Raw genomic sequence first — 14993 nt, forward strand, 5'->3', positions numbered from 1 at the left:
TTGGACGCATAGACACGAAGTGGCTTCTTGCAGGGTAGGACACGTTCGCGCAGCGTCTTGCAGAGAAGAAATAAGAGTTTCAGAGAGTTTTTGCGTAAGTCCTAAAGGTTTAGAATAAACGCGATCGCTCTTATTAGGCAGGGTGTAGTCCATCGCAGCACCAAGGAATTCACAAACAAAAGGAGAACCGATGACTGATAAAAAGGTCGTGCTAGTAACAGGAGCATCATCTGGATTTGGGCAGCTAACTGCTCAAAAGCTTGCTCAAGAAGGTTACTGGGTCTTCGGTACCAGTCGCAAGGAACATCCAACTTTACAAGATGTGGAAATGTTGACACTCGATGTTACCTCTGATTCTTCAGTACAATCATGTATCAAACAGTTACTCATGCGGACTAATCACATTGATTTATTGATTAACAATGCTGGACAGATTCATGCCAGCATGATTGAAGAAACTTCTTTAGAACAAGCCAAGGAGGTTTTTGAAACCAACTTTTGGGGTGTTGTCCGGGTTAGCAATGCTGTTTTGCCAGTTATGAGACAGCAGCGTAGTGGGCATATTATTAATATCAGTTCAGTGGCAGGATTGATTGGCGCACCAGGACAAGGTTTTTACAGTGCAAGTAAGTTTGCACTCGAAGGTTATAGTGAAGCATTGAGTGTGGAACTAGACCCCTTCAATATTAAAGTGTCTTTAATTGAGCCTGGTTACTTTAAGACCAACTTCAACCAAGCTATGTTGTCACCCACATTGAATTACGCTGATTATGACAATGTACGCGATGTGATTCGTTCAACTGTTAGTCAAGCAATTGCACAAGGCGACGATCCTGAAAAAGTTGCACAGACGATTCTATTTGCTGCTCGTAGTCGGTTGCCACGATTACGCTATCGTGTTGGCAATGAGGCACAATGGTTGCCTCGCTTAAAAGCAATATTGCCAGATAACTTATTTCGATTTGGTGCGCGTAAGCGGTTGAATTTACCATAAATCACAGCCAAATCTCCAACGCCGCAATTTTCGGTTAAGGCAAGTTTTTAGCCGGACACGATATTACACGCTCAAGGAGAGTGCTAGGGCTAAAGTTTTTGTCAGATCGGTAAGAAGAACGCGATCGCACAGGTTAAACAGTTCTGCCTCAGTAGAAGTCTGTCGCATCAACCGTAAAAAATGACCTTCAGTGTCAACACTCAGAGCAATGTAGTTGAGGAACATTTTCAGATAGCCTACGCGCGATCGCTCTGGCATAGTTGCTGCTGTGGGAGTTTGCCATAAACGATCGATATAGTTGCGTACCTCTGCTAAAGGAACGGGCGCGATCGGCTCGAAACGCAAAGCTTGCCGAATTTGATTAAAAAGCCAAGGATTCCCGATCGCCCAGCGTCCTACCATTACACCCGCCGCGCCCGTTTGAGAAAGCACTTTAACAGCAGTTGTTGCCGAGTTGATATTGCCATTAGCAAGCACTGGACAATCGACTTGTCTGACTGCTTCAGCGATCAAATCATATTTCACTGTCCCATGATACATATCTTTGACGGTGCGACCATGCAAAGAGAGCAAATCAATGCTGTGGCGATTGATTATATCTAGAATTTTGTAAAAATTATCTGTATTTTCAAAGCCTACACGCATCTTGACAGTCAAAGGTCGATCGTTCACAGCAGAACGCAGTTCTCCCAGAATCCGATCCACTTTTTCTGGTAAGAGCAGCAATCCACCTCCAACATTTTTGCGATAGATTCTGGGTGCTGGACAGCCCATGTTCAAGTCAACTCCAGCAATATTATACTTGCAAAGTTCCTTTGCTGTTCTTACTAAGTCTGGAATGCTTTCGCCAATCATTTGAGCAAAAACGGGGCGACCTGTGTCGTTTTCGGTGATTGCTGCCAGAATACTACGATTAAGCCGTGAGGTATCATTGACGCGGAAATATTCGGTGAAGAAGTAGTCAGGGCTACCGTAGTGGGCAATGACCTTCATAAACCAGAGATTTGTCACATCCTGCATAGGCGCAAGAGCGGTGAGGGGCAGGTGTGGATAGAACGATTGGGGGAGCGATACCTGGGGCATAAAGATGAAGAGCGATCAACAAAGCATCACTGTTAAGTTATACCAATTTTAAAAATAATTACGACAGATGCACTAGTAGAACCCAAATAGAGAAAGCAATTCCCAATCCAAAATCTAAAATCCAAAAAAGACAGCGATGCCTACGGCGGGCTACGCCTACCCACTTTGGAAGGTTTGGCATAGTCACAGTGTACTGCCAGTTCTAAGCGATCGCTGCTTTGGTGTAACTTTGACTCTTTGAATTTTTTGTCAGATATAAGGATGCGATAACCAAATACAAGTGTCAAAAGCTACTCGACCCAACGTTTGGTTGCTTCTGCAATGCGTTCCCCAAAGCGTAGTGAAGTTAGATAATCACCCGCATCTAGCACTGGTTCTTTGCCACTCATATCAAGCTGACTTTGACCCATTACACCTAGAAATCCTCCTAATCGATTTACCCCATCATCTTTACCAGATAAAAAGCTTTGCAAGTCTCCCACATTTACCCAAATCATGCCATGTTGGGCGGCGTTGGTAGCTAAATAGAGAAGTGTGCCTTGTTTATCGCCACTAGGAGAGCTGGAATGGGTAAAACCCCCAGCGATTTTGTCTTTCCATCCATGTCGGAACCAAACTTCGCTAGCAGCATCAATAAATGCCTTGAACTGAGCCGCGACACCACCCATGTAGGTAGGAGAGCCAAAAACAATTGCATCAGCTTGATTGAGAGTTGCTATTCCCTGATCATTCTTCCAACGACCATTGACTATCTGCTCTCCAGTAACCCGTAGCAGCTCAACAGTAGTATCTTTAACTTTACTTGCACCTTCAGCAATAGCTTGGGCCATAAGATGAGTATGGCCTGCACCAGAAAAATAGATAATCACAACGCTGGGCATAGGAGGTTTAGTTAAAATTTTGACTGAAACTGAACGAGAAATATCATAAGGACTACTGGCTTATAAAGTAAAGTAGTCAATCTTAAAGTCATGCAAATCCCAGCAGGTTTTTTCTGGAGCTACCGTGTACTGAAATTTAGGGCTAAACTATTACGTAACAAAACATAAAAATAGGTTTTATTAGTCTCTGTTATTCTTCTAAAAGAAAATTCTTTTGCTCCAAATCTTTCTCCTATTTTTATCAACCAGGTATGTGTCTCAATGATGTAGTGATTGACCGTGCCAGTCTCAATGATGTTACTGAAATCGTCAAGTTGGCCCAAGCCAATGACGCAGAACATGGTGGTATGTTGTTAGGTCGTCTTGAGCCAGAGGCTGTAAGGATGACTATCTCTCAAATGCCGAGCGTTGTAGCCCGTAAAGATAATCAAGTTGTAGGATTCTTACTCAGTTGGTCAAAGACAACTGCTAATTTACCAATTATAAAGGTGATGTTACAAGCCTATCCTGGTACAAAAGATGCTTACTTGTATGGCCCCATTTGTGTTGATGAAACTATGCGTGGGCAAGGTATTGCTGGGGTAATGTTTGCTAAGTTGAAAGATTTTCTACCAGAACGCGAAGGAATACTGTTCATCAAGGCAAATAACAAAGCATCACTTCAGGCACATCAAAAGATGGGTATGTGCAAGATGGCAGAGTTCATCTATGAAGGTACTAAATTTTTGATATTCGCGTATAATGGCTAACTACTTGATAGGTTCTCTTTATGATGAAACTGAGTGGCTAATCTAGATAATTTAAGTTATTTACTATTGGCTTAATCTGGAAAGTGACACCACAAGGTTATTAGCCAATAGCCAAGAAATTTATTTCATGGCGGAAGATGGGGCTTGATGGTGTAAATTATTTATCCATAAATCTGTAATCTGCTCTTGTTGGAGTCCAAACCTCTATGCATTTACTCAAAGTATCAATTTTGACATTTTTGGTAACAACATTTTCATTTCTTCAACAAAGCCGTGCTGATACCAGTGCGCCACCAATTAAGACACAGGTTCAAGAAGTAGCACAGTGGTTCACTGGTTTTTTTGATAATGCCCAACAGATTGCTAGTAGCCCCTCTGTGCCATTAATTACTATGTCAAATTGTAGTGTGCAACTGGATAATACTAATCCTTTGGCTGATACACAGAACGTTTATCTAGAGCAAGAAAGCCCAGGTTTTGAGCGGCTACGCCTTTATTCTTTTAATGAAGTAAATTCGGCTGTGAATTTAAGTATTAGCAGCTTTTTAAATGAAAATACTGTACGCGGGTTGTGCAATCATCCTCAGTCTAGTCGACAGCTTAATATTAACAATGTCGAGAAGAACACCTGTAATCTGCAATTATTTTGGGAGCCGAACAGTTACATTGGGAATAACGCTCCCAATGGCTGTATAACAAGTAATGGCTTCAAAGTGGTTTCCGATGTAACTATTGAGCAGAGTAGCATCGACTCCTTAGACAAAATTTTTGATAAAAAAGGTAATTTACTTGTGGCCACACCCATCGAATTCCGTCGAGTTAATTCTGTTCCAGAACCTTCTGTCACATTCGGGTTACTGGCTTTGGGAATTTGGAGTACAAAAAATACAATTTCAGATTGGCGAAAACAGAAATCAAAAAAGAATAAAACCTCTGTTTCAAATTAGTAATGGGGGGCGACAAGGCTCTAAGCTTTAGCTGACTAACCTAAGCCAGATCAATTTGAGTGGTGTCCAATCACTAAACATTCATTTTGGACTCTGGTAAGCATATCGTTAAAAGCAGGAGTATAACAACCATCTTTATCAACAACTTTACGGAGAGTATACTCACCAGCTCGATAAAGTCCGCCGAACCAAACGTTCTTTCTGTGCCAAATATCTCCATTGAAAGAATTTTTGTCTTGAGACATTGTACAACTTACAATCAATGTTGAAATTGGTATTTCCAGGAAAACAGGTATGATTTGAGCTTGTTGCAAAGTTTCATCTTCAAACTGAATTTTGTAAGTTACTTTTAACCATTGAACTAAACGTAGTAATATCCAACCCGCAATCGAGTTATGAAAAGTCCATTGTAACGGTGCAAAGACTGGCAAAAGCAAAGTTATATTCTGTATATCCCATTCTAAGTTGTACATAGTAATGCAAGTATCTGGGAGTGGATTACCATCCATAAAAAATACACCTTTAAGGACAGATGGTAAGTTTGTTTCTTTGACTGGAATCATCCAGGTAGCAATATTATTAAGTTGCTTTTTTTCAATTAATTCAGCCATATAATTTGTAATTATTTCCTTTTAGCTAAATGAATACCTAAATTTTTAAATAACTGAGTCAGAGAAAAGATGAGTAATCTTGCACTATAAAAAGAGTAAAATTAACTCAAAAAACCAGAACAATTACCAAATTATAATTCAGGAATGCCACTTGTTTTTAGCTTACTTAATCAAACATGAGAAGTAGGGGCGCACAGCTAGCTCTGCACCTCTACATTCGCGGAGCGTCTCGCAGAGATGGGATGTTTTTTTAATTGAAAGTCCCTGACTCACAGTCGTTGAGCAAAACCTTGTAGTACTAAATTATTAGGAGTAACGGCAGTCACTTTTTCAAAATCCCATTTGACTTCTGTAATTGAGTCCCATTGATAGTTGTGGAACAGATGTAAACAGAAAATTTTGATAAAGCCAATTGATAAGGATTTACCGGGACAGGCTCGCTCATGCTCTTCGCCGTTCCAAGATAAGATATCTGAAAAATTTCGTGTTAGGTCAAAATCATCTGGATTTTGGTATCTATTGGCATCCCGATTAGCTGTAAGAATAGAGCCAAGCAAGCGAGTACCTTTTTGGAATGGACATTTTTGTTTTCCAATCTCAACTTCACCCGCTTCAGTGGTGAGTTGGCTAACAAATCGCACAGGTGGATAGAGACGAGCCGTTTCTAGAATCACTTGATTGAGAAGTCTTAACTTTTCTAGAGCATCTGGATCTAAACTTTTCTTGCCATTCCAGACTGTATTGATTTCTGATACTACATCCTTTCTAAGGGTATTATCTAAGCAGAGAACACCAATCACAGATCCCAAAAGCGCACGTGTGCCGGCAGTACCAGCGATATGAATCATATCGAAAAGGGTATTAGCGATTTGGTGTTCGTTCAACTGATACTGAGCACCTGTTTCAAAGTAAGATGCCCATAAAGCTGATTGTTTATATCGCTTAGTTAAATATTGACGATGCCGAATTTTTGGCGCTGTTAAGATTGCTAGCAGATACTTGCTGATAAAATTAGGTAAGGATGCGAGAGGCAAACCTTTAATGTAGCTATCAGATGCTGTGATTTCTTCCTCAGATAAAGATATCTGAAAAACCAGTTGATGCAAAATCGATAGTATGATCTTTGGCAAATCGTTGCCGATATGTAATTTGCCTTGTTTAGCAGCTTCTAACAGCCTTTGCTCAACTAGATTCCCTAAAAAGTCTATTTGCCCTGACGGTTCCGGTAAGGCTTGTAAGATTACAGTACGTAGTCCTGTGTGTTCGTTACCGTTGGTTCCCAAGCTCAAAGGATTATCAAGCAAGTAGCTAGGAGCTAATATTCTGATGATGCCTAAATCATTTCCCCGCAGTTGTGGTTGGGTTTGCATTAGTTCTCTTACCTGGGAGTGAGAGGAATGCATAATTGCTTGGTCTACTGCAAAATACTTGTCTCCAATATTGTCCTTACGGATGTAGAGAAAGTCTCGCCATGCGTTGAGCATGATTGACGCATCCATGTAATAAAAAATCAAGCGTAGAAACTTGCCAATCGCAGTGTCGTAACCTACTTTAGCTAATATAGGTGCAAGCCAAAGCTGGCGATCGTGAGCTTTGAGGACTTTATCTTTAAGTGTCATGGTATTTATTTTGAGTCATTTGTCTCTAGTTCAGATATTGATGCTCTGAGGAATTTTAGAAGGAAGTAGATATTCATAGGCTGGACGGTGCAAATTACGTTGCTTGATGGTATCTTCTACTTGCTGAAGATTACTTTGGAATGCTTGTAACAATGGTTTTACTTTTTGGTCTGTAAAGTATCCTTGCTGATAATCGCCCAGCTTGTTATAGTACACAGACCCCAACAAGCTGAGTATGTTGTATTGCCGTTGTGCCTGATCTAAGGGAGGGAGCAAATTCAGGTAGTCTTGCTCAGTAACTTCTCTTTTGAGAGTTGAGGCTGGTAAATAACCTGCCAATGGAATCGCTGCGGCGTAGCCCATAAGATATTTTTGCGGAAAGTTAACCACAGCGTGTTGAGCACTGGCAGTGAAAATAATCAGTGTCGTGGCATCAATTAGATAATTGCGAGTTTTGATGCTCCCATCTTCGCCAAAATCGGGGATGCGACCACCATCGTAAGCTGAGATTTCGGCTGCCCATCCTTGCAGGGCTGTGTCTTTTTGAATGTCTTCATCCGTGGTGTAGTAAAGGTTTAGGTAGTCTAAAACCCATTGATGAATGGCATCCCAGACTAGTAGTGCATCATCCCGGTAAGGATAAATAGGCAATAAGTTAGGATCGTCTACACCGCGCTGTTGGAATTGCTTAGGTAAAATAGCGCTGTTAAAACTATAGCTTTGTAATCCTAGCACTGCTAAAACGCGAGAGTTGTCGATTGATGCTGAGAGTAATCTATCGACACCACCGCCTGGAGCTATGAGAATACGTTGAGCGGCATCGTTAATTGCTAAAGTGCTATCAAAATGCGGGTGTAGTAGAATTCTTAAAGGATGGGTGAGTGGCAGTTGTCGAGCGGTGGCGATCGCAAATACACCAATTAACAAGTGAGTTCTTGCTAGGTGAGTGACAGCTTCGTGAAAGTTAGCATCTGCTATTTGGACTACTGTTTTGGCAAAAAGCCAAGAGTATTTACCGGAGTTAGGAGTAACAATCGGATAATCTGGGCCTGGGGTTTGACCGCATTGAATGGCTATCGGACGCAATAGACGGGTGGGGTCTGAGCCTTTGGGTAAGGCAAACAGTGCTAGGGGAGCATAGAGATATTTTTGCTCGTGTGGGAATGTACCGTTGACCGCACCATCTAAAATTTTATAGTCAGCTAAGTAGAGCCTGCCTTCAAGTCCGGCTGCTGCTAATGAATCGTCAGTTCCCATTACTCCTTGGTAATGTTCGTCTGTGACTGGGAAGCGATCGCCTAGAGTCGTTACTCGCTCTATTGTGACGGGATTGTAGCCAGCTACTCGCATGTAGGCAAATACTTCATCTTCTTGGTAAGTTTTGGCGATCGCTGGCACACCAATCACTGGAAACAAATTTTCGTAGTCCTTGAGACTGGTTGCATGTCCTGTAGGCTGTCCTTCATATAGAAGGTTAATTATTTTATTTAGAGCATCTCTGAGGATCACAAGTCCGTTTTCTTTCAAAATAGAATAAAAAAGATCGTCGAGTTCTCTAAGATCCTTAGATATGCCATTGAGCAAAAATTGAGGGATAATTTGCAAGATTCTTGCCAGAATGCTGATTTTTACTGGTACTGCTCCTTTGAGCAAGGCTTCTAAAATAAACTTTGCGACATCATCACGAATCGATTTAGAACCTTGATTGCCTCTGCTCACAATCAAGGTATTGATAAACACAACTCGTAACTGCTGGGCTAATAAAAAATACCACTTAGTGGTGAACTCTTCGGCAATAGAAAGCCGATCCAGCATCGCAATAGATGGAATATGGATGTAGTTATATTGATACTCTTGCCTAGCTATATCTAAAGTATGAGTACTTGATGAACTGATTGAATTATCTGGTGATGAAGCAGTCATTGACTTTACTCATGTTTAGTATGGGGAATTTTAATAGGTTAGGAGAAACAGGTTTGAGTTAGCTAAACGTATTATCGCAATCAAGTTTAAAATTACGATTTTTCTCAAGAAATTTTCTAGATTTTGTCAACTTCTGAATCACGCACTAAACGTTTATAAATATTGCAATAAATATTTAGGAATACAAATAATATTTGCCAAGATTTAGAAACAATTCTCAAAGAAAACTTTCGTACTAAGGTGTTGTGTTTGAGTTGACATTTGAACCACTGAAACAATATCAGGAATACGACTATCAGATTCTTCCTCTGCTGCCGATGTCTCCAATGTTTCCTCTGCTTACACAGCAATGGAATATTTTTCTCTTACCTTCCCTCTATCAAAAATCTATCTCTACCTCACTGCTTTTATCCTTCAACAGTTAGAAGCAGCGAATTTTGCTCCATGCAAAGCTATGAAGGCAAGTTCTTATACTGTGGCAAAAGGATAAATTTGTGGATATTAGCAGACGAAATTTACTGAAGGTAGTTTCTGCTTCTAGTTTAGGTGGAGCTGGGGTATTTGCTTTACAAGGTTTAACCAAACAGGTTTTAGCACAAAATCAGTCTACCCCACTCCAGATTAAAAAAGGTGAAATGCTCTACAGGCAACTAGGACGCACCAAAGAACAAATATCTGTAATTGGTCTAGGTGGTCATCATATTGGTAGACCAAAAGACGAACAAGAGGGTATTGAGCTGATCCGTACTGCTCTTGATCGCGGGATTAATTTTATGGACAATAGCTGGGATTACCATAATGGAGGTAGCGAAATTCGCATGGGTAAAGCTCTGCAAAATGGTTATCGTCAAAAAGCTTTTCTGATGACTAAAATCGACGGTCGCACAAAGGCGGCGGCTGCTAAACAAATTGATGAATCTTTAAAACGTTTGCAAACAGACCGCATTGATTTGTTGCAGCATCATGAAGTCATTCGCATGGAAGACCCAGACCGGATTTTTGCCCCTGGTGGTGCGATGGAAGCAGTTGTGGAAGCACAAAAAGCTGGCAAGATTCGCTACATAGGCTTTACTGGACACAAAGACCCTTTAGTACACCTGAGAATGTTGGAAGTTGCCAATCAAAACAACTTCCGTTTTGATGCAGTGCAGATGCCGTTAAATGTTATGGATGCCCATTTCCGCAGTTTTGAGAGGCAAGTCTTACCCAGACTGGTTAAAGACGGAATTGCTGTACTGGGGATGAAATCAATGGGCGACCAAAACATTCTCAAAAGCAACGTGGTCAAACCGATCGAATGTCTGCATTACGCGATGAATCTGCCAACTTCAACGGTGATTACAGGCATTGAAAGTATGCCCATCTTAAACCAGGCTTTCGAGGCAGTACGTACTTTTACACCCATGAGCCAGGAACAAGTTAGAGCATTATTGAATCGGACTCGCAAAGCTGCTCTCAAAGGTCAGTATGAACTGTTTAAAACCACTAACCAATTTGATAGTACAGCCAAAAATCCTGAGTGGTTAGGATAAGTTTTAGCTAGGGCGTGTTTGAAAACTAAGGTTCACAGCAAACAACCGTATATTTTGCTGTGGGCACAAAACTGGCAGAGCGGCTGCAAAGTCCACAACCAAGTACAATTTTGCGTAAAAGCGTAGCGTTTTTAATGCAGGAGGATGCATTGGCATTGCGGCCGACGCATTAACATTGTATCGGGATGCATTGCCATTGCAGGGGCACGCATCAATATTGTATCGGGATGCATTGGCATTGCAGAGGGACGCATTAACATTGTATTGGGATGCATTGGCATTGCAAGGTATTGCCAAATTTAATTCGCTACGAATTAATGAAATGCTGTACTAAGCGATCGCGTGAGTTGGAAGTGTTGCGCCTGATGGAAGTACTGAAAAAATGTCATCATAGTTAAAGTGAAAACATTCTGGAGACAAGACAACGGTTTACGCACGCCCTTTAGCACGGTTAATTGAACAATTGCAACGCCTACCGGGAGTTGGCCCCAAAAGTGCCCAACGACTGGCTTTGCATATTTTGAAGCGACCAGAAGCAGAAGTAGAAGCTTTGGCACAAGCTTTAGTTGAGGCAAAAAAACAGATAGGCTTGTGTTCTGTTTGCTTTCACTTATCTGCTGAACCTGTTTGTGAAATTTGCCGCAATGCCAACCGTGACAATAATACTATCTGTGTTGTTGCAGATCCTCGTGATGTGATTGCGCTGGAAAAAACCCGCGAATACAAGGGCAAGTATCACGTTTTGGGCGGGGTGATTTCGCCAATTGATGGAATTGGCCCAGATCAGTTGAATATACTAGCTTTGCAGCGCCGGGTGAGTCAGCAAAAACCTCAAGAAGTAATTCTTGCAATTAGTCCGAGTGTAGAAGGGGAGACAACAACCCTGTATATTGGTCAGCTACTAAAACCATTTACTAAGGTGACGCGGATTGCTTTTGGTTTACCTGTAGGTGGCGATTTGGAGTACGCAGATGAAGTTACTTTGGCGAGGGCGTTGGAAGGACGCCGGGAGTTAGAATAAAAATGCCTCTATCAATCTTGAAAATGCACCTCCCAATAAAGTACGGCTAGCTTAGTCGGAACTAACGCTCGTGGACAAGAAGATGCCGACATCCTTGGTTGAAGCGAGAAGATAACGTCAAAGATAATTTTGGTTAACTTTGAGTAAGTTTATTGAAGCAGTTTTAGCGATAATTTTGCCCTAGCAAATCTGCAATTGAGGTGAGTAATTCAGTTGGTTGTACTGGTTTGGCAATGTGTTTCTGAAAACCAGCTGCTAAAACTCGATCGCGATCGCTTTCTCCAGCATAGGCGGTAAGAGCGATCGCCGGAATTTCCCCGCCCTCCTCTTTGGGCATGGCTCTGAGCATCCTAATCAAGCTGTAGCCATCCATTTCTGGCATTCCTAAATCACTGATTAATAAATTAGGTACAGCCTGTGTTAGAATTTTAAGCGCCTCGTTTACCGATGCTGCGGCAGTTATCAACGCCCCATTCTGTTGTAGCAAGAAGTGTAGAAACTCACGTGTGTCAACATCATCATCGACAATTAATATCCGTAGTCCACGCAGAACTGACAAGTTAAATATCTCCCCTGCTCCTCCTGCTTCCCCTGCACCCTCACTTTCCTTCATCACGGGCAGTCTGACAGTAAAAACTGCTCCCTGTCCAATTCCTGGACTGTCTGCTCTTACAGTACCACCATGCAACTCTACTAAGTGACGAACTATTGCCAATCCCAGTCCCAGTCCGCCAAATGTCCTGGTTGTGCTGCTATCGGCTTGACGAAAATATTCAAATACGTGGGGTAGAAATTCAGGGGAAATACCTTGACCTGTATCTTTAACTTGAATTATTGCTGAGTGGGAAGTTAACTCACTACTCAATGAGAGACTTACTTCCACTGAACCACGAGAGGGAGTAAATTTGACTGCGTTCGAGAGTAAATTCCCGACAATTTGCTGTAAGCGATAATAATCGCCTAACACTTTACCAGCCTTGGGGTCAACTTGTACTTTAATCTGGATAGATTTGGTTTCGGCAATTAACCTGACTGTTTCCAATGCAGCATCAATTACAGCTACCAGGTTAACAGTGGCAAAAGTCAGGTTCAACTTACCGCGAATAATTCGGGAAACATCCAGCAACTCATCAATTAATTGAATCTGCAATTGAGCATTTCTTTCGATGGTTTCCAAAGCACGACTTGTAGTCACTTCATCTAATTTGCGGCTTTTGAGTACCGATGACCACCCTAAAATGGGGTTGAGGGGCGATCGCAATTCGTGGGAGAGAATAGCAAGAAACTCATCTTTATTCCGGTTTGCCTGTTTGAGTTCCTCAGCTTGTTGCCTGAGTGCCTTTTCTAATTGCTTCCTGGGGGTTAGGTCAAGAATAAAACAAATCCAAGACGCTGGCTCTCGCTCCACCAAAGCACCACCAATTAATATGGGAATGCGGGAACCATCCTTGCGGATGTATTCTTTTTCAAAGGGAGTACATATCCCAACCGTTAAAAGTTGCTCTATCCCTTGCCGATCGAGAGCATGATATTCAGGTGGGGTGATATGTTGTCTGAGTATCTTACCCGCTAAAAGTTCCTCTCGCGTATAACCTACCATTTCTAAAAAAGCCTCGTTCGCCTCAGTAATGTAATCAGGAGTGGCGAACATAATGCCAATAATGTTGGAATCAACTAACCGCCTTAATTGAGTTTCACGCTGGCGTAAATCATTTTCTACCTGTTTGCGTTGGGTAATATCCTGGGTAGTACCCATCATCCGTACTGGCTTCCCATCGGCATCATAAAAGACGCGACCTTTAGCAGAAATCCAATGAATACTACCATCAGACCAAAGGGTGCGGTATTCAATATCATAGTCAACCTGTTCTGCAAGAGAACGGGCGATCGCTTCATGAATGCATTGGCGGTCTTCTAGATGTACACAGTTGAGGAAAATCTCAAAGCTGATTTCGGCTTCTAGGGACAGTCCAAACAGCTGCCGACATTTGTCCGTCCAAATTACCTCGTTGGTGATGATATTCCAAAACCACATACCTAGTTCAGCAGCATTAGTGGCCAACCGAATCCGTTCTTCACTCTCGCGCAGATTTGTTTGAATTTTTTGACGTTCCCATAAAGCAGCTTGCTGTTCGGTAATATCAGTACTCGTACCAACTACCCTAACTACTTGACCATTTGCATCCCGGACTGCAAACCCCTGGTCTTCTACCCACAGATAACGGTTATCCTGGTGACGCACTCGATACTCAATCCGATAACGGTTTCCATTGGCCATACTAGCCATGAACTGGTCATTAACTCTTTGTTGGTCGTCGGGATGGATACGTTCTTGCCACCACTGGAAGGTAGGTTCAGTTTCTTGTTGTGTGTAGCCAAAAACCTGGGTTAGACCTTGAGTTCTTTCCACAGTATTTCTGCCAATCTCCCAGTCATAGATTAGACAATTAACCGCCGCTGCTGCTAGCTCAAACCTTTCGTTACTTTGCCGCAAGGAAGTTTCTATGTGTCGTCGTTCTGTAATATCAAAAGCGATCCCCAAAAGATATTGCGGCAATCCATCAGCAGTTCTGCTGTGCACAGTGTCATAGCTACAAAACCAGCGCCACTCACCATTGGCGTGTCGAATCCGGTATTCAAAGCTAAGGACTTCACCCTGATAAGCAGAATTAAATTTTTCCAAATAGCTAGGGAGTTGAGCCAAATCTTCAGGGTGTAAAAGTTGATTAAATAACTCTTTTCCCATCGCCTGGATTTCTGCTGGTGTGTAGCCCCAACCTTCAGCAATTTCGTAATTAACGTAAGAATTTCGCTGTTCAATTAGGTCATAAATGTAGATTATCCCCGGAAGAGTGCCAGCAATTTGTTGAAACAAACGTTGACTATCCCACAGTGTCTGAAATTCATCTGCATCAACTTGTTGAGTATGTTGTTCACAACTACAGTCATCCTCGAACTGGGCGTGCTTAGATGCCGTAATATCCGAAAAAGTGGTCACGATCGCATACAGATTACTTCCTTCAGTTTGAAACAGAGGTTGCGAGGAAAACAATAGCCAGACTAGCTCACCATTTGACTTATAAAAGCCACACACCACATTTAAGCAAGGTTTACCTGTATTTTGGGTAACGATCGCAGGGTGAGTTTCACTGAGTAAAGGAGAGCCATCTTCATGAATAAACTGCCACTTGGGATCGAGCAAATTTTGCCCCACAAGCTGTTCTGTGGTCAGTCCCAAAATGCGATCGCTAGCGGCATTGCAAGCCTGGATAGTGCCATCAGCCAACTGAAGCACCATTCCTTCTTCTTGACTGGCTACTAGCGAAGATTTTGCCTTTTTACTAACTTGCCGATGCAGCAGCTTGTCATTAGCCAGCTGGTTCTGGAACTTTTCCGCGTCTGGCATTCTAAAAAGTTAATTAAATAATTTTAAAGTTAATCTCAGATTCAGCCGTTCATACTTACATAAATTTTAGGACAATTTCTTCCATCTTGAGGCAGAAGCAGCGATCGCTACTTCTATCCTACTTCTATCACTGGTTTATTTGCCGCATCTTTATAGGACAAGGAGAGGGGGAGACAAGGGAACAAGGAGAAAAAAGAACTCTGCTAACGAAACAGTGCTGAGTGATT

At 42.0% G+C, this 14993-nt stretch carries 14 protein-coding genes; 7 read left to right on the plus strand and 7 right to left on the minus strand.

Annotated elements, in window-relative coordinates:
• The first annotated feature begins 190 nt into the window (after positions 1 to 190).
• The gene (locus HWQ58_RS11315; protein ID WP_292861819.1) at positions 191 to 994 is read left to right on the plus strand and encodes an oxidoreductase; all 804 of its coding nucleotides are present in this window, start codon (positions 191 to 193) and stop codon (positions 992 to 994) included.
• A 63-nt stretch (positions 995 to 1057) separates the two neighbouring features.
• Here the strand turns inward: HWQ58_RS11315 and HWQ58_RS11320 are convergent, their stop codons facing one another.
• From HWQ58_RS11320 to HWQ58_RS11330, 3 genes are all read right to left on the minus strand, one after another.
• Positions 1058 to 2077: a tRNA-dihydrouridine synthase family protein gene (locus HWQ58_RS11320; RefSeq protein WP_292861822.1), complete on the minus strand. Its 1020-nt coding sequence runs from the start codon at positions 2075 to 2077 to the stop codon at positions 1058 to 1060.
• A gap of 140 nt (positions 2078 to 2217) precedes the next feature.
• Positions 2218 to 2364, minus strand: a complete 147-nt coding sequence (locus HWQ58_RS11325; protein WP_292861825.1) for a hypothetical protein — start codon at positions 2362 to 2364, stop codon at positions 2218 to 2220.
• A gap of 3 nt (positions 2365 to 2367) precedes the next feature.
• A complete protein-coding gene (locus tag HWQ58_RS11330; RefSeq protein ID WP_292861827.1) occupies positions 2368 to 2958 on the minus strand; it encodes a flavodoxin family protein in 591 nt (196 codons plus the stop codon).
• 251 nt (positions 2959 to 3209) lie between these two features.
• On the opposite strand from HWQ58_RS11330, the gene HWQ58_RS11335 reads away from it, so the two are divergent.
• Both HWQ58_RS11335 and HWQ58_RS11340 read left to right on the plus strand, forming a co-directional pair.
• On the plus strand, positions 3210 to 3707 hold the full coding sequence (locus HWQ58_RS11335; protein ID WP_292861830.1) for a GNAT family N-acetyltransferase: 498 nt from the start codon (positions 3210 to 3212) through the stop codon (positions 3705 to 3707).
• 206 nt (positions 3708 to 3913) lie between these two features.
• The gene (locus HWQ58_RS11340) at positions 3914 to 4654 is read left to right on the plus strand and encodes a chromophore lyase CpcT/CpeT (RefSeq protein ID WP_292861833.1); all 741 of its coding nucleotides are present in this window, start codon (positions 3914 to 3916) and stop codon (positions 4652 to 4654) included.
• A gap of 50 nt (positions 4655 to 4704) precedes the next feature.
• Here the strand turns inward: HWQ58_RS11340 and HWQ58_RS11345 are convergent, their stop codons facing one another.
• From HWQ58_RS11345 to HWQ58_RS11355, 3 genes are all read right to left on the minus strand, one after another.
• Positions 4705 to 5265: a hypothetical protein gene (locus tag HWQ58_RS11345; protein ID WP_292861836.1), complete on the minus strand. Its 561-nt coding sequence runs from the start codon at positions 5263 to 5265 to the stop codon at positions 4705 to 4707.
• Positions 5266 to 5534: 269 nt separating this feature from the next.
• Positions 5535 to 6884, minus strand: a complete 1350-nt coding sequence (locus tag HWQ58_RS11350; RefSeq protein ID WP_292861839.1) for a cytochrome P450 — start codon at positions 6882 to 6884, stop codon at positions 5535 to 5537.
• A 30-nt stretch (positions 6885 to 6914) separates the two neighbouring features.
• Positions 6915 to 8807: a lipoxygenase family protein gene (locus HWQ58_RS11355; RefSeq protein ID WP_292861841.1), complete on the minus strand. Its 1893-nt coding sequence runs from the start codon at positions 8805 to 8807 to the stop codon at positions 6915 to 6917.
• Positions 8808 to 9052: 245 nt separating this feature from the next.
• Between HWQ58_RS11355 and HWQ58_RS11360 the strand changes: the two genes are divergently transcribed.
• The 4 genes from HWQ58_RS11360 to recR all read left to right on the plus strand — a co-directional run bounded on the left by HWQ58_RS11360 (position 9053) and on the right by recR (position 11360).
• Complete coding sequence (locus HWQ58_RS11360; protein WP_292861844.1) at positions 9053 to 9232, plus strand: hypothetical protein; 180 nt, start codon at positions 9053 to 9055, stop codon at positions 9230 to 9232.
• A 69-nt stretch (positions 9233 to 9301) separates the two neighbouring features.
• Positions 9302 to 10339, plus strand: a complete 1038-nt coding sequence (locus HWQ58_RS11365) for an aldo/keto reductase (RefSeq protein WP_292861847.1) — start codon at positions 9302 to 9304, stop codon at positions 10337 to 10339.
• Positions 10340 to 10608: 269 nt separating this feature from the next.
• The gene (locus HWQ58_RS11370) at positions 10609 to 10737 is read left to right on the plus strand and encodes a hypothetical protein (RefSeq protein ID WP_292861850.1); all 129 of its coding nucleotides are present in this window, start codon (positions 10609 to 10611) and stop codon (positions 10735 to 10737) included.
• 65 nt (positions 10738 to 10802) lie between these two features.
• The gene (recR, locus tag HWQ58_RS11375) at positions 10803 to 11360 is read left to right on the plus strand and encodes a recombination mediator RecR (protein ID WP_292861853.1); all 558 of its coding nucleotides are present in this window, start codon (positions 10803 to 10805) and stop codon (positions 11358 to 11360) included.
• Between the two features lie 163 nt (positions 11361 to 11523).
• On the opposite strand, the gene HWQ58_RS11380 is transcribed toward recR, so the two are convergent.
• Positions 11524 to 14766 (minus strand): PAS domain-containing protein, encoded by a 3243-nt coding sequence (locus HWQ58_RS11380; protein WP_292861856.1) that lies wholly within the window; start codon positions 14764 to 14766, stop codon positions 11524 to 11526.
• Positions 14767 to 14993 lie beyond the last annotated feature (227 nt).

The sequence above is a fragment of the Nostoc sp. LPT genome, assembly GCF_017115165.1.
GTDB lineage: Bacteria > Cyanobacteriota > Cyanobacteriia > Cyanobacteriales > Nostocaceae > Nostoc.